The organism is Streptomyces sp. Root1310, assembly GCF_001426425.1.
Lineage (GTDB): Bacteria > Actinomycetota > Actinomycetes > Streptomycetales > Streptomycetaceae > Streptomyces.
On record NZ_LMEQ01000012.1, the window covers coordinates 915,260 to 931,384 of the forward strand.

At 71.4% G+C, this 16,125-nt stretch carries 9 protein-coding genes; 3 read left to right on the forward strand and 6 right to left on the reverse strand.

Annotated features, from left to right (window positions below; translation table 11 throughout):
• Positions 1 to 98: 98 nt before the first annotated feature.
• Positions 99 to 3,110, forward strand: a complete 3,012-nt coding sequence (gene fxsT / locus ASD48_RS22260; RefSeq protein WP_057603382.1) for an FxSxx-COOH system tetratricopeptide repeat protein — start codon at positions 99 to 101, stop codon at positions 3,108 to 3,110.
• Positions 3,111 to 3,323: 213 nt separating this feature from the next.
• Here fxsT and ASD48_RS22265 read toward each other — a convergent pair whose 3' ends face one another.
• From ASD48_RS22265 to ASD48_RS22280, 4 genes are all read right to left on the reverse strand, one after another.
• Entirely contained in the window at positions 3,324 to 7,121 is a 3,798-nt protein-coding gene (locus tag ASD48_RS22265) for a multifunctional oxoglutarate decarboxylase/oxoglutarate dehydrogenase thiamine pyrophosphate-binding subunit/dihydrolipoyllysine-residue succinyltransferase subunit (protein ID WP_057603383.1), read from the reverse strand.
• 302 nt (positions 7,122 to 7,423) lie between these two features.
• Positions 7,424 to 8,527 (reverse strand): ATP-binding protein, encoded by a 1,104-nt coding sequence (locus tag ASD48_RS22270; protein WP_057603384.1) that lies wholly within the window; start codon positions 8,525 to 8,527, stop codon positions 7,424 to 7,426.
• A complete protein-coding gene (locus tag ASD48_RS22275; protein ID WP_020130720.1) occupies positions 8,524 to 9,264 on the reverse strand; it encodes a response regulator transcription factor in 741 nt (246 codons plus the stop codon). Before ASD48_RS22275 ends, ASD48_RS22270 begins: the two co-directional genes overlap by 4 nt.
• Positions 9,265 to 9,386: 122 nt before the next feature.
• Positions 9,387 to 10,073 carry a hypothetical protein gene (locus ASD48_RS22280; RefSeq protein WP_057603385.1) on the reverse strand — a complete coding sequence of 229 codons (687 nt, stop codon included), beginning with the start codon at positions 10,071 to 10,073 and terminating at the stop codon, positions 9,387 to 9,389.
• A 250-nt stretch (positions 10,074 to 10,323) separates the two neighbouring features.
• Between ASD48_RS22280 and ASD48_RS22285 the strand changes: the two genes are divergently transcribed.
• Positions 10,324 to 11,124: a rhomboid-like protein gene (locus ASD48_RS22285; protein ID WP_242432672.1), complete on the forward strand. Its 801-nt coding sequence runs from the start codon at positions 10,324 to 10,326 to the stop codon at positions 11,122 to 11,124.
• A 474-nt stretch (positions 11,125 to 11,598) separates the two neighbouring features.
• On the opposite strand, the gene ASD48_RS22290 is transcribed toward ASD48_RS22285, so the two are convergent.
• The gene (locus ASD48_RS22290; protein WP_057603387.1) at positions 11,599 to 12,621 is read right to left on the reverse strand and encodes a DUF5954 family protein; all 1,023 of its coding nucleotides are present in this window, start codon (positions 12,619 to 12,621) and stop codon (positions 11,599 to 11,601) included.
• A gap of 131 nt (positions 12,622 to 12,752) precedes the next feature.
• On the reverse strand, positions 12,753 to 13,409 hold the full coding sequence (locus ASD48_RS22295; RefSeq protein WP_057603388.1) for a GNAT family N-acetyltransferase: 657 nt from the start codon (positions 13,407 to 13,409) through the stop codon (positions 12,753 to 12,755).
• A gap of 190 nt (positions 13,410 to 13,599) precedes the next feature.
• On the opposite strand from ASD48_RS22295, the gene lon reads away from it, so the two are divergent.
• A complete protein-coding gene (gene lon, locus ASD48_RS22300; protein WP_057603389.1) occupies positions 13,600 to 16,014 on the forward strand; it encodes an endopeptidase La in 2,415 nt (804 codons plus the stop codon).
• Positions 16,015 to 16,125 lie beyond the last annotated feature (111 nt).

Sequence of the window (16,125 nt, forward strand, 5' to 3'; positions counted from 1 at the left end):
TCGTTGGGCCTGGGGGCGCGCTCCTCCGGTCCCGGGACCTTACGAGCGCGGCGCCGAGGTTCTACGATTTCTTGGGATTACGCGCTGGAGGCCGCCGCATGTCTGGAGCCCGCACGACGGTCAGGTCAACCGAGAGGGGGGCCTCGAGGGAGGCGGTCACCATCCACTTCGCCGGCTTCAACCGGGCCTGGGCGGCCTGGATCGGGGACCGGTTGGAGCGCCGCGGTGTGCGGGTGGTGTTCCTGCGCTGGGACTCGCCGGCCGATGTCCCGCTGGTGGATCTGCTGCGTGACCTGAAACTCGCGGAGGGCCGGATCCTCATCCTGGTCAGCGAGTGGTACTTCCAGCTGGGCCCGCGTACCCACGAGGAATGGAACGCGGCGCTGCGTGAGGTCGTGGCCCCGGACCCGTCCCGCTTCGTGGCCGTGTCCGTGACCGCCGCGCCGGTGCCTTCCGCCACCGCGGTACTCGCCCCCGTGAACCTCACCAACATGGGCGCCGAAGAGGCCGAGCGGCGCCTGCTGGACCGGCTGGACCTGCCCTACGACGCCTCGGCGCGGCAGCCCGAGGACTTCGGGCGCGGCCCCCGGTTCCCGGCCTCGATGCCCGAGGTGTGGGGTGGGGTGCCGCGTCGTAACACCCGTTTCACCGGACGTGAGTCCTTGCTCAACGACGCGTACCACCTGCTCCAGGGCGCGGAGCCGGGTGCGGGTGTCGTGACGTTCTTCGGCATGTCCGGGGTGGGCAAGACCCAGATGGCCGCCGAGTACGTCTACCGGTTCGGCTCCGAGTACGACGTCGTGTGGTGGGTCAACGCCGAGAAACGCGTGACCTACCGACGGCTGCTGGCCGAACTCGCCCCGAAACTGGGCCTACAGACCGGCCAGGAGTACGGCGAACGGCTGCGTGCCGTGCGGGACTCGCTGCGCCGTGGCGACCCGTACGGGCGCTGGCTGCTGATCCTCGACGGTGCGGACGAACCCGACCAGATCTGGGACCTGGTGCCGACCGGCCCGGGCCACGTCATCATCACCTCCCGCAACCCGGAATGGACCGAGCACAACAGCAAGCTGCTGGAGGTGCCCGTCTACGCCCGCGACGAGTCGGTGGCGTTCATCCGCCGCCGGGCGCCCAGGCTGACGGAGGTGGAGGCCGACCAGCTCGCCGACGCGCTGGAGGACCTGCCGCTGCTGCTGGACCAGACGGCCGGCTGGCTCAACGACTCCGATCTCTCGGTCCGGCAGTACATCGCCCTGCTGGACGGGGGAATCGACGGCGACGTGGTGAAGGTGTCCGCGGACTTCCCGCTCGCCTTCCAGACCGCCTGGTCGATACTGCTGAACAAACTCCGCGAGACCGTCCCCGAGTCCGTCGACCTGCTGAGGCTGTGCACGTTCTTCGCCCCCGGCTTCATCCCCGTCCGCCTGCTGCGCGAGATGTCCAGCGACGAACTGCCCGAACAGCTCGCCGGACTGCTCAACGACCCGCTGCTGTGGAACAAGGCGATCAACCAGCTACGCCAGTACTCCGTGGTCCGTCTGGAGTCGCACGAGGCGGCCGGTGACGAGGGAACGGCTTCCGGGGAGTCGCTGTACCTGCACCGCATGGTCCACCAGATCGTGCACAAGGACATGCCGGACGCGGACCGCAAGGAGTTCATCGAAGTCGTCCGCCAGGCCCTCGCCGCGGCCGACCCGCGCCGCCCCACCGACCCCGACCTCTGGCCGGGATATGCCGAGATCGTGCCGCACCTGAAGTACGCCGACGTGCTGCAGACCCAGGACCCGGGCGTCCAGCGGCTGGTCTTCAACTGCCTGCGCTACATGTACTTCTCCGGCGAGTACAACTCCGGCATCAAGCTCGGCGAGCGCGCGATGGCGGCCTGGCGTCAGCTGCTCGGCCCGGTCCATCCCAGAATCTGGGAGCTGACCTACCACTACACCAACCTCCTGCGCGCCGTCGGCGACTACACGCGTACCGAGGCCCTCAGCCGTGCGGCCTCCGAGCACCTGAAGGAGGAGCGCGGCCCCCAGGACCTGGAGCATCTGCGCGCGGCCGGCGGCCTCGCCGCCGACCTGCGAGGCCTCGCCCGCTACGACGAGGCGCTCGAACTCTCCCGGTGGGTGCTGGTGGCCTACCGGGACCTGCTGGGAGAACAGGACTCGCGGAGCCTGAACTCGCTGAACAACCTGGCGGTCTCGCTGCGGTTGCTCGGCCGCTACCAGGAGGCCCTGGAGCACGACCGGCAGACCATGGAGGCCCGGCGCCAGCTGCTGAGGGCCCGTCATCCGTGGACCCTCGGCTCCGAGATCTCCTACGCCATCGACCTGCGTCTGCTGGGCCGTTACACCGAGGCCGAATCGATCCAGGCCCGCAACGTGCGGGAGAACCGCATCGTGATGGGCGAGGACAACCCACAGACGCTGCGTGCCGAGTACAACCTCGCGCTCTGCCACTACCGGAGCGGAAACCGGGACGAGGCGGGCCGGATCCTGTCCAGGGTGCTGGAGCGCGGCGAACGCGTGCTGGGCGAGACGGACCCGGTGACGCTGATCTTCGCCTCCGCCCAGAGCTGCTTCACCCGCGAGCACGGCGACGTCGACCAGGCCCGCGAACTCAGTGAGGCCGTCGGGGCCCGGTACGAGGTGATGCTGGCCGAGGGGCACCCCTTCATCGCCGGGGCCCGCTCCAACCAGGCACTGATCCTGCGCAACGTCGGCGAACGGGACCACGCCCACGTCCTCGTCGAACAGGCGCTGGCCGACATGACCACGGCGGTGGGGGAGAGCCACCCGTGGACCCTGGGCTGCGCTCTCAACGCCACCGCTCTGCGCACGCTCGTCGGGGACACCGAGGGAGCGGCCGGGCTCAGCAAGGACACGGTCACACGGGCCATCGAGACGCTCGGGCGTACTCACCCGCTGACACTGTCGGCCCGGATCGCCTACGCGGCCGACCTGCGCGGCTTGCGGGACCGCCGGCAGGCGGAGAAGGTCGAGCAGGAAGCCCTGTCGGATCTCGAGGCGACGCTGGGCAAGCAGCATGTGCACACGATCTCGGCCCGTTCCCGCCATCGCCCCTTCTGGGACTTCGAGCCCCAGACGACCTGACCTGCCGACGACCTGGCCTGCCGACGACCTGGCCTGCCGACGACCTGGCCTCCCGGCAGCCTGGTCTCCCGGCAGTCTGGCCTTTTACGGCCGGTCCCACGGCTCGCACGAACGGCGAAGGGCCCGCCCCCCGAAACCCCGGGGGGCGGGCCCTTCGCGTCGGACGGTGCGTCGGACAGGTTCGTCGGACGTGTTCGTCAGGCGGTCCGAGGCTCAGGCCTCGAACACCTCACGCACCAGCTGCTCCTGCTCCGCCTGGTGCCGCTTGGCGGAACCGACCGCCGGGGACGAGCCGTGCGGGCGCGAGATGCGGCGCAGGCGCTCGCCGTGCGGCACGTCCGCGCCGACCGCGAGGTCCAGGTGGTCGATCAGGTTCAGGGCGATGAACGGCCAGGCGCCCTGGTTGGCCGGCTCCTCCTGGGTCCAGAGGTACTTCTCGGCGTTGGGGTACTTGTTGACCTCCGCCTGGACCTCGGCACCCGGCAGCGGGTACAGCCGCTCGAGGCGGATGATCGCCGTGTCCGTGACGCCGCGCTTCTGACGCTCGGCCTCCAGGTCGTAGTAGACCTTGCCGGCGCAGAAGACGACCTTCTTCACGGCCGCCGGGTCGGTGATCGACGAGTCGCCGATGACCGGGCGGAACTGGCCGCTCGTGAACTCCTCCGCCTTCGACGCGGCGGCCTTGAGGCGCAGCATCGACTTCGGGGTGAAGACGACCAGCGGCTTGTGGTGCGGGTTGTGCACCTGCCACCGCAGGAGGTGGAAGTAGTTCGACGGGAGCGTGGGCATCGCGACCGTCATGTTGTTCTGGGCGCAGAGCTGCAGGAACCGCTCGACACGGGCCGAGGAGTGGTCCGGGCCCTGGCCTTCGTAGCCGTGGGGGAGGAGGAGCGTGACACCGCTCGTCTGACCCCACTTCTGCTCGGCCGCCGAGATGTACTCGTCGACCACGGTCTGCGCGCCGTTGACGAAGTCGCCGAACTGCGCCTCCCACATCACGAGCGCGTCGGGGCGGGCCAGCGAGTAGCCGTACTCGAAGCCCATCACCGCGTACTCGGAGAGGAGGGAGTTGTAGACGTTGTAGCGCGCCTGCTCGTCGTTGAGGTACTGGAGCGGGGTGTGCTCCTCGCCCGTCTCGCGGTCGATGAGCACCGCGTGGCGCTGGCCGAAGGTGCCGCGCTGCGAGTCCTGGCCGGACAGCCGGACCGGGGTGCCCTCCAGCAGCAGCGAGCCGACGGCCAGCGTCTCGCCCATGCCCCAGTCGATCGTGCCGTCCTCGACCATCGTCGCCCGGCGCTGGAGCTGCGGCAGCAGGCGCGGGTGGACGTGGAAGTAGTCCGGGATGTTGACCTGGGACTCGGCGATGCGCTTGACGACCTCCGCGGAGACGGCGGTGTTCACCGCCACGGGGAAGTTGTCCTGCGGCTCGTGGGCGTCACCGGAGGCGGGCTGCGCGGTGGCCTCGCGGACCTCCGTGAAGACCTTCTCCAGCTGGCCCTGGTAGTCCTGGAGCGCCTGTTCGGCCTCTTCCAGCGTGATGTCGCCGCGACCGATGAGGGACTCGGTGTACAGCTTGCGCACCGAGCGCTTCTTGTCGATCAGGTCGTACATCAGCGGCTGGGTGAAGGCCGGGTTGTCCGACTCGTTGTGACCGCGGCGGCGGTAGCAGATGAGGTCGATCACCACGTCCTTGTTGAACGCCTGACGGAACTCGAAGGCCAGCCGCGCGACGCGGACGACGGCCTCGGGGTCGTCGCCGTTCACGTGGAAGATCGGGGCCTCGATCATGCGCGCCACGTCCGTGGCGTACATCGAGGAGCGCGAGGACTCCGGGGCGGCGGTGAAGCCGACCTGGTTGTTGATGACGATGTGGACCGTGCCGCCCGTGCGGTAACCGCGCAGCTGCGACATGTTCAGGGTCTCGGCCACCACGCCCTGGCCCGCGAAGGCCGCGTCACCGTGCAGGGCGACCGGCAGGACGGTGAAGTCCGTGCCGCCCTTGTTGATGATGTCCTGCTTGGCGCGGGCGATGCCCTCGATGACCGGGTCGACCGTCTCCAGGTGGGACGGGTTCGCGGCCAGCGAGACCTTGATCTGCTCGCCGTCCAGGCCCGTGAAGGTCCCCTCGGCGCCCAGGTGGTACTTCACGTCGCCGGAGCCGTGCATCGACTTCGGGTCGAGGTTGCCCTCGAACTCGCGGAAGATCTGCGCGTACGACTTGCCGACGATGTTCGCGAGGACGTTCAGCCGGCCGCGGTGGGCCATGCCGATGACGACCTCGTCCAGCCGCGACTCGGCCGCGCTGTCCAGCACCGCGTCGAGCAGCGGGATGACGGACTCGCCGCCCTCCAGGGAGAAGCGCTTCTGGCCGACGTACTTCGTCTGCAGGAAGGTCTCGAAGGCCTCCGCCGCGTTCAGCCGGCGCAGGATGCGCAGCTGCTCCTCGCGCTCCGGCTTGCTGTGGGCGCGCTCGATGCGGTCCTGGATCCAGCGGCGCTGCTTCGGGTCCTGGATGTGCATGAACTCGACGCCGGTGGTGCGGCAGTACGAGTCGCGCAGCACGCCCAGGATGTCGCGCAGCTTCATCAGGGACTTGCCCGCGAAGCCGCCGACCGCGAACTCGCGCTCGAGGTCCCACAGGGTGAGGCCGTGCTCGGTGATGTCCAGGTCGGGGTGCTTGCGCTGGCGGTACTCCAGCGGGTCGGTGTCGGCCATGACGTGGCCGCGGACCCGGTAGGAGTGGATCAGCTCGAAGACCCGGGCGGCCTTGGTGACGTCGTCGTCGTGGCTGGCGTCGATGTCCTTGAGCCAGCGGACCGGCTCGTAGGGGATGCGCAGCGCCTCGAAGATCTCGTCGTAGAAGCCGTTCTCGCCGAGGAGGGCGTTGGCGACGACGCGCAGGAACTCGCCGGAGGCGGCGCCCTGGATGACCCGGTGGTCGTAGGTCGACGTGAGCGTCATGACCTTCGAGATGCCGAGCTTGTTCAGGGTGTCCTGGCTGGTGCCCTGGAACTCCGCCGGGTAGTCCATCGAGCCGACGCCCATGATCACCGACTGGCCGGGCATCAGACGCGGCACGGAGTGCACGGTGCCGAGACCGCCGGGGTTGGTCAGGGAGACCGTGACGCCGGTGAAGTCGTCCATCGTCAGCTTGCCGTCGCGGGCGCGGCGGACGATGTCCTCGTAGGCCTGCCAGAACTCGAAGAAGTTCAGCGTCTCGGCCTTCTTGATGCCGGCCACGACGAGCTGGCGGTCGCCGTTGGGCTTCACCAGGTCGATGGCCAGGCCGAAGTTGACGTGCGGCGGCTTGACGAGGGTGGGCTTCCCGTCCTTCTCCGCGTAGTGCCAGTTCATCGACGGCATGGCCTTGATGGCCTGCACCATCGCGAAGCCGATCAGGTGCGTGAAGGAGATCTTCCCGCCCCGGGCGCGCTTGAGGTGGTTGTTGATGACGATGCGGTTGTCGAACAGCAGCTTCACCGGGACCGCGCGCACGGACGTGGCCGTGGGCAGCTCCAGCGAGGCGTTCATGTTCTTGGCGACCGCGGCGGCGGGGCCGCGCAGCGTCACGAACTCCGGACCCTGCGCCGGCGCGGCCGGGGCCGCGGCGGGCGCGGGCTTCGCGGCGGCCGGCTTGGCGGCCGGGGCCGCCTTCACCGGAGCCGGAGCGGCGGCCGCGGGCTTCGGGGCGGCGGCCGGCGCGGCGGGTGCCGGGGCAGCGGGCGCCGCCTGGGCCGGAGCGGCCGGTGCGGCGGGCGCCGGAGGCGTGGTGGTCGCTGCGGCCCCCGCGGCCGCAGTACCCGCCGGAGCCGAGGGAGTGGCGGCCCCCGGCTTGTAGTCGGCGAAGAAGTCCCACCAGGCACGGTCTACCGAGTTCGGGTCCTGGAGGTACTGCTGATAGATCTCATCGACGAGCCACTCGTTCGGCCCGAACGCGGCAGCGGGATTCTTGCCCGCTTGGTCTGCGTCGGTCGAGATGCTCGATGCGTTACTGGGGGACTGTGGCGACACGGCGGCAACCGCCCTCTTCCGCTTCACAAGGTGATGGACAGCGGGAATAAAGGCTACGCCCCCTGGAGGGGGAAGGTCAGGCCGGGCCGGTGCATCGTCGCGTAAGTCACATCGGAAAGCGCGTTTCGCGGCTGTAAATGGCGGGAAACAAGCGCGGTTGCGCGTCAAAAGGGGTGCGTTGATGCAGGTCGCGCACGCTGAGCGTGCGAACCCGTGCCGACCTGGGACGGTCCGCTGCCTGATCACACGTGTCCGGCTGCGCGGACGCCCGTGGATCTTGTGGCTCCGGTTCGAACTTTACGTCAACTTGGGACGGAAAACTCTCCCGGAAGAGTGACAAGAATCCGGCAGCCCCGCTCGGATTCGGCCACTCCGATCCGGCCGCCGTGGAGATCGACCGCCCAGCGGGCGATCGCCAGCCCCAGCCCCGTACCGCCGTCGCTGCCCGGTCCGTGCGGCCGGCGGACGGCACCCCGGTTGAACCGCTCGAACACCCGGCGCCACTCCGAGCGCGGAATGCCGGGCCCCTCGTCCAGGACCTCGAGCTCCAGCGACTCCGGCAGCGGCCCACGCCGCGCCTTCACCGTCACCCGTCCGTGCGGGGGGCTGTGCTTGACCGCGTTGTCGATCAGGTTCGCGACGACCTGGTGGATCCGCTCCGGGTCCGCGTGCGCGGTCAGCTCCGGCGGGGACACGTCCAGGTGCAGATGGACGTCGGTGCGCGTGTGGTTGCCGCCCGAGCCCATGGTGGCGCGCGCCGAGGCGACCATGTTGGCCTCCTTGAGCACCCCGGACAGGTACGGCCACACCTCGAAGCGCCGCTTGCGCAGCGGGACGACGCCGTTGTCGAGGCGGGACAGGTCCAGCAGCGTCTCCACCAGCCGCCCGAGCCGCTCCGTCTGCTTCAGGGCGGTGCGCATCGTCTCGGGGTCCGCCTCGGCGATGCCGTCGACGACGTTCTCCAGGACGGCGCGCAGGCCGGCGATGGGCGTGCGCAGCTCGTGCGAGACGTTGGCCACCAGCTCCTTGCGCTGCCGGTCCTGCGCCTCCAGCTCGTCCGCCATGACGTTGATCGTCTGGGCCAGGTCGCCCAGCTCGTCGCGGCGGTTCTCGCTCACCCGGCGCGTGTAGTCGCCGTGCGAGATGGACCGGGCCACCGTGTTCATCTCGTCCAGCGGCGCGGTGAGCGAATGCGCCACGAACTGCGTGATCAGCAGTGTGGCGATCATCGAGAAGACCGTGATGAAGCACAGCTCCGTCTTGGTGTGCACCGCGATCACCGACAGACCGGTGGTGATCAGCACCGAGACGACGACCAGCGCGCCCAGCTTGGTCTTGATCGAGAACGGCCGTACCCGGCCCCAGGGCTCCCCGGGGCTTCTCGGCCCGTCCGGCCCGGAACTCATGGCGTCGGGGTCTCCAGCGCGTAGCCCACGCCGTGCACCGTGCGGATCCGCTCCGCGCCGATCTTCCGGCGCAGCGCCTTGATGTGGCTGTCGACGGTACGGGTGCCGGAGGCGTCCGCCCAGTCCCAGACCTCCGCGAGGAGCTGCTCCCGGGAGAGCACCGCGCGCGGGGTGTTCGCCAGGCAGACCAGCAGGTCGAACTCGGTGGGCGTGAGGTGCACGTCCTCCGAGCGCACCCGCACCCGGCGCTGCGCGTGGTCGATCTCCAGCTCGCCGAGCCTCAGGATGCCGCTGCGCGGAGTCGTCGCCGCGATCGCGGCCCGCTCCACCCGGCGCAGCAGCACATGTACGCGTGCCGCCAGCTCCCGCATCGAGAAGGGCTTGGTCATGTAGTCGTCGGCGCCCACGCCGAGCCCGACCAGCATGTCGGTCTCGTCGTCGCGCGCGGTGAGCATCATGACCGGCACCGGGCGGGAGGCCTGCACGCGACGGCAGACCTCCAGACCGTCGAAACCGGGCAGCATGATGTCGAGGATCAGCAGGTCGGGCTGCCAGGCCTCTGCCGTGTCGACGGCCGCCGGGCCGTCGCCCGCCGTTTGCACGAGGAATCCCTCGGCGCGCAGGCGGGCCGCGATGGCGTCGACGATCGTCGGGTCGTCCTCGACCACCAGGACGCGCCGCTGCGCGCCCGGCGTCGCCGTCGCCGTGCTGTTGTGTGCGGTGTGTGTCTGCTCCATCGCCCGCCCCTGAGTGTGCTTTCCGGAACCAGTGGGGTGATCCCATGTCTGCGCATGACTGCGGTTGACGCGTAAATGATCGGCGTCAGGGGTGCAGCGTACGGGGAGTCACCACGGCTTTGCTATCCAGGTCGGACGGCGAGATGTACGACGTCCGGCACGCCTCGGGCAACCGGGATCTCTTCGGTACGCACCTGTTGGAACCCGGCATTCCCCATGGTTCCCTCGAATTCCGGAGAGGGTCGGGCGGACCACACGGCCAGTACCCCACCTGGTCTCAACACCCGTGCGCAGCTTGTGAGTCCGGCCGTGGAATAGAGGCTGTCGTTGCCCTCGGTGACGGTCCAGTCCGGTCCGTTGTCGATGTCGAGGCACACCGCGTCGAACGTGTCGCATGTCTCATTGACGTAGTCGAGCAGATCCGCTTCGACGATCTTCGACCTGGGGTCGGCGAGCGCGTCCCCGGAGAGGGCGGCCAGCGGGCCGTCGCGATGCCAGTCGATGACGGCGCGCTCGCGCTCCACGACCGTGACGGCGCCCCAGCGGGGATCGGCGGCGGCGTGCGCGAGGGAGAAGCCGACGCCGAGGCCGCCGATCAGCAGTCCGGGCGAGGGCCGGCCGTCCAGCGCGGCCAGCGCGGCGTCGACCAGGAGCCGCTCCGAGCGGCCGTCCGAGGTGTCCATCAGGAAGCAGCCGTTGGCGATGATCTGGAGCAACTCCCCGTGCCGGCGCAGGACGACCTCACCGTAGGGGCCCTCGCGACGGTCCAGCACCTCGGGCGCGTCGGGGATGTCGTACGGGATGGGCATCGGCCCATCCTGGCACTTCCCTGACGGTTTGTTGAGGGATTTCCGTGGGCGGCGGATGAGGTTGACGTACGACCGTTCGGAACGGGTTCGGAGCGGGTGCGCAGTGGCTTCGCAGTGGCTTCGGGGCGGGTGGGAACCGGATGGGAGAAGTCTCGGAGCTTGCTGTGAATCGGCTCGGGCGTGGTGTCGGTCACAGACAGCGGAGGGGCGCGGCGCGAAGGGTGGGGTGGAACGGAAGGAGCGCCGCACGGTGGAACGCACGGCCGCACCCACGAGCCCGCCGCCGCCCGACGTCCGCGGGCTGCTGGACGGCATCCCGGGCCAGCGCCCGCCGTCCCGCGCCGAGCCGCCCGCCGGGCCGCCCGTCGAGGCGCCCGTCGAGGCGCCCGCAGAGGCGGCCCCCCGCCGCCGGTACCGGGTCCCCGTCCCCTTCACCCTCTCGTACGCGGCCGTCCTCGCGGGCACCTCCTTTCTCGCCGCGCACGTCGGTCCCACCCTCGTGCACGCCCTGTACCAGGGCTCCAGCACCGATGTCGCGCATCTGGTGCGGACGCCCGTGCTGGTCCTCGTGGCCAGCGCGCTCTGGGTGGCGGGCGGCTTCGCCTCCCCCTTCACGCTCGGCTTCCTGGCCGCCCTGACGACGCTGGAACGGCGCATAGGCGGCGTCCGTACGGCCGTCGTGTTCCTGCTCGGGCATGTCCTGGCCACCCTCGCGACCGAGGTGCCGGTGGGCCTGGCCGTGCTCGTGGGCAGGCTGCCCGACAGTTCGCTGCACCGCCTCGACTACGGCATCAGCTTCGGTGTCGCCGCGAGCGTGGGCGCCCTGGCGGGGCTGCTCGGACCATGGCTGCGCTGGCCGCTGCTCGTCGCGTTCGGCGGGATGCTGCTCCAGGACCTGATCGCCTTCACCGACCCGATGACGAACTGGGGACACCTGATCGCGCTGGCGATAGGCGTCGGCACCTGGCCGTGGCTCCGACGCCTGCCACAGGCCCGGCAGTTGTCCGGCACTGCCGCCGGCCCGGCGGCTGAGCGTCACCCGGGCCGCTGAGCGTCGCCTCGGCCGCGTACCGCCGCTGAGCGTCACCGTGGCCGCTTCCCGGCCCTGTCGTCGGCCCGGCCGCTTCCCGCCGCTCCCCGTCGCCTGGGCCGCTTCACGGCGCCGACCGTCACTTGGGCTGTCGAGCGTCGCCCCGGCCGCTACCGGCGCTGCGGCCGRCTCGGCCGCTGGCCGCCGTCGTGGCCGTTTCCCGGCCCTGTCGTCAGCCCGGCCGCTTCCCGCCGCTCCCCGTCGCCTGGGCCGCTTCACGGCGCCGACCGTCACCTGGGCTACCGAGCGTCGGCCCCGGCCGCCAGCGGTGCTGCGGCTCGCCCGGCCGCTGAGCGTCCCGGGCCGCTGACCGTGGCCGCTTCACGGCGCCGACCCTCACCCGGGCCGCTGAGCGTCGCCCGGCTCGCTTCCCGGTGCTGACTCTCACCACGGTCGCCGGTTGCCGGTCGGGGCGGAGTCCTTCCGGTCTTCCGGTCAGTCCTCGTACTGGACCGTGCCGTCCGTGTGCAGGGTGGGGTGGAGCTTCATGGGGCCGTACTCGTCGAGGTCCGACGGGCGGGGCGGCTCGGGGCCGTCGGGCCCCAGGCGGACCATCCGCTCGACGCGGCAGATCCGGAACAGGCGGTCCTCCACGCTCGCCTCGTCGGCCCGGCCGGCCGCCCGGAACGCCTCCGCGGCCCGCGCGTACAGGGCCTTCTTGTGCTCGTCGAAGCGGTAGAGCATCGCCCAGACCCGGGCCATCCCCTCGTACAGCGAGCGGCGTGCCTCGTGCGGGGTCGCCGCCAGGGAACCGCACGGGGTCCACCCGGACCCGTCGCGTTCGGCGACCGAGAAGCCGACCGGCAGCCGCACCACGTCCGGGTGGGTCCGGGCCGCCCACTCGGAGTCCGCGCGTACGTCGGGAGGGAAGCGGGCGCCCGTGTAGGTGAAGTCGCGCAGGCCCAGCCGGAGGGCGCCCGCCATGGGGCCCTCGTCCCGGTCGGGGTCCAGGACGTACCCCACGTCCGGCGAGGGGGCGGCGCCCGGGTCCTCCCACGACGGGCTCACGGGCTCGACGTCGGTGGGCCGGGGCGGCTCCGGACCGTCGTCGCCGGTCCGGGCGAACTCGTCGCAGCGCACCACCCGGTAGCGCACGCCCAGCGCTTCGACCTCGTCGGCCGGGGCCCGCTCCAGCACGGCCACGGCCGCCAGCAGCTCGCGCCGGGCGGCCGGGTCGTCGGTGCCGTCCTTCGCCTTGAACCACAGGTGCGAGTTGAGCCCGTCCCGGGCCTGCTGGGGCATGCCGTCCACGACCGGCTTCAGCAGCCGCCAGCCCGGTTCGGCGGCCGTCCGGTCGTCCCGTGCGGCGACACCGAAGACGGGTCCGCGCAGCGCGATGTGCGGATAGCGGCGCGAGGCCTCGACGGCGTCCGCCTCCGTGACCCAGGCGACGGGGTCGTCACGGCGGACCAGGTCGGCGTGGAGGGCGTCGAGACGTCGCTTCCAGTCATCGGTCATACGCGCATTGTGGTAGGGGCGGCGGGCGGCTTCGGGGTGAATGCCGGAAGTGGGCGGGGTACGGAGAGGGGGCGCGAGGGGCGTGCCCCGTCGTGCGGCGGAGGACGGTGCGCCCTCCCGGCCGCCGGACGTCACCCGCGTGCGTCTCCCGTGAACTTCGCGCTGGTCAGCGCTGACTCGACGCGCCAGCCCAGTGACTCGTACAGTGCCCGCCCCTGCGGTGTCGCTCCCAGCACCCCGGTCCGGGCCCCCTGCGCGAGCGCCGCGTGGTGCAGGGTCCGCATGACGAGGGCGCCGAGCCCGCGGCGGCGGTGGCCGGGGGATGTCTCGATCTGGTCGACGACCGCGGTGCCGCCGGTCGGGGCGATCTGCCCGCGCGCGGCCAGGGAGCCGTCCGGGGCGACGATCATGGTGCGGGTCACGCCGCCGCGCGACCAGGTGCGGGTCCGGTAGCCGTCGGGGGCGGAACCCGGCGGGGCGTCGGGGAGCGCGGCCGTCATCAGGAAGCCGGGCTCGGGGTCGATCCACCAGCCGGACCCCAGCCAGGGGCCGACCACCGCGGGATCGGCGAACACCTTCAGCCACACGCCGGCCCCGGACACCGCGCCCGCCACCCTCCGGACGGCCGGCTCCGGCACCGCGCTGCCCGTCGCGCCGAACACGTGCCGGGTGACGTGCTGGATTCCCGTTCCCACGTCCACGGTCCAGCCCCATGGCTCGGCCACCGGCGGAGCCGCCCCGCGCGACACGACCCACCCGTCCACCCATGCCTGGACGAAACGATCCACAGGAACCCCCCGAGAACGGCTCGGTAAGAGCCTCTTTGGCCCTTGAGCCCTTACGTCCGACCGTAAGGGCGAAGCCGCCCGCCGGAACAGTCGTGATCGCCCACAGCGAACGGGCCGCCTCTCGGGGAACATTCGGAGACTCACGTGCATTGAGTCGGCATAGCTCAACTTGACTGCCTAAGGGGAGATCATGGCATCGACGTCCGCTCCGCTCACCCTGCCTGTGCTGCCTCTCGACGACGAGGTCGTGCTCCCCGGCATGGTGGTTCCGCTCGACCTCAACGACACCGATGTGCGCGCCGCCGTGGAGGCCGCCCAGGCCGCCGCCCGTTCAACACCGGGCAAGCCCCAGGTACTCCTGGTGCCGCGCCTCGACGGCACCTACGCGAGCACCGGTGTGCTCGGCACCGTCGAGCAGGTCGGCCGGCTCGCCGACGGGGACCCGGGCGCGCTGATCCGCGGCCGCGGCCGCGTGAAGATCGGCGCCGGCACCACCGGGCCCGGCGCGGCGCTGTGGGTCGAGGGGACGAGGGTCGACCAGACCGTCCCCGAGCCGCTGCCCGGTCACGTCGCCGAACTGGTCAAGGAGTACAAGGCGCTCGCCACCGCCTGGCTGCGCAAGCGCGCCGCCTGGCAGGTCGTCGACCGCGTCCAGGCCATCGACGACGTCTCGGCGCTCGCCGACAACTCCGGCTACTCACCGTTCCTGACCACCGAACAGAAGGTGGAGCTCCTGGAGACCGCCGACCCGGTGGTCCGCCTGAAGCTCGCCACCCAGCAGCTGCGCGACCACCTCGCCGAGCAGGACGTCGCCGAGACCATCGCCAAGGACGTGCAGGAGGGCGTCGACAAGCAGCAGCGCGAGTTCCTGCTGCGGCGCCAGCTCGAGGCCGTACGCAAGGAGCTGCGCGAGCTCAACGGCGAACAGGAGGGCGAGGAGTCCGACGACTACCGCGCCCGCGTCGAGGCCGCCGACCTGCCCGAGAAGGTCCGTGAGGCGGCCCTCAAGGAGGTCGACAAGCTGGAGCGGTCCAGCGACCAGTCGCCCGAGGGCTCCTGGATCCGCACCTGGCTGGACACCGTCCTGGAACTGCCCTGGAACGAGCGCACCGAGGACCGCTACGACATCCAGGGCGCCCGCGCCGTCCTCGACGCCGAGCACGCCGGCCTGGACGACGTGAAGGAGCGGATCACCGAGTACCTCGCGGTGCGCAAGCGGCGCGGCGAGCGCGGCCTGGGTGTCGTGGGCGGGCGGCGCGGCGGTGCCGTGCTCGCGCTCGTCGGCCCGCCCGGCGTCGGCAAGACCAGCCTCGGCGAGTCCGTCGCCCACGCCATGGGCCGCAAGTTCGTCCGGGTCGCCCTCGGCGGCGTCCGCGACGAGGCCGAGATCCGCGGCCACCGCCGTACCTACGTCGGCGCGCTGCCCGGCCGGATCGTGCGGGCGATCAAGGAGGCCGGGTCGCTGAACCCGGTGGTGCTCCTCGACGAGATCGACAAGGTGGGGTCCGACTTCCGGGGCGACCCGGCGGCAGCCCTGCTGGAGGTCCTGGACCCGGCGCAGAACCACACGTTCCGCGACCACTACCTGGAGGTCGAGCTCGACCTGTCGGACGTGGTCTTCCTCGCCACCGCCAACGTGCTCGAAGCCATCCCGGAGGCCCTGCTCGACCGCATGGAGCTGGTCCGCCTCGACGGCTACACCGAGGACGAGAAGGTCGTCATCGCCCGCGACCACCTGCTCCCGCGCCAGCTGGAGCGGGCGGGCCTGGACAAGGACGAGGTCAGCCTCGACGAGAGCGCGCTGCGCAAGCTCGCCGGCGAGTACACCCGCGAGGCGGGGGTGCGCACCCTGGAGCGGTCCATCGCGCGGCTGCTGCGCAAGGTCGCGGCCCAGCACGAACTGGGCGAGCGGAAGCTGCCGTTCACCATCGGGGACGGGGACCTGCGCGCCCTGATCGGCCGGCCGCACCACGTGCCCGAGTCCGCCCAGGACCCGGCCGAGCGCCGGACCGCCGTGCCCGGTGTCGCGACCGGTCTCGCGGTCACCGGCGCCGGCGGTGACGTCCTCTTCGTCGAGGCGTCGCTGGCCGACCCGGAGACCGGTGCCGCCGGCCTGACCCTGACCGGTCAGCTCGGCGACGTGATGAAGGAGTCGGCGCAGATCGCGCTCAGCTTCCTGCGCAGTCACGGCGCCGAACTGGAGCTGCCGGTGGGCGACCTGAAGGACCGGGGCGTGCACATCCACTTCCCCGCGGGCGCGGTCCCGAAGGACGGCCCGAGCGCGGGCGTCACGATGACGACGGCCCTCGCCTCCCTGCTGTCCGGCCGGCTCGTCCGCACGGACGTGGCGATGACCGGCGAGGTCTCCCTGACCGGCCGGGTCCTGCCGATCGGCGGCGTGAAGCAGAAGCTGCTCGCCGCGCACCGGGCGGGCGTCACCACCGTCGTCATCCCCAAGCGCAACGAGCCCGACCTGGACGACGTCCCGGCGGAGGTGCTGGACAAGCTCGACGTCCACGCCGTCACCGACGTCCGCCAGGTCCTGGAACTGGCGCTCGCGCCCGCCACGAACGGCGCGACGCCGGAGGTTCCGGTCGCGGCGTGACGGACGCGACCGGAAAGGGGAAGGCCCGGGTCCCGTGAGGGAGGCCCGGGCCTTCCCTGTTCCGCCGCGGACCCGCACCGGGGTCCTGGGAAGCGCCGCCGGTCCTTGCCT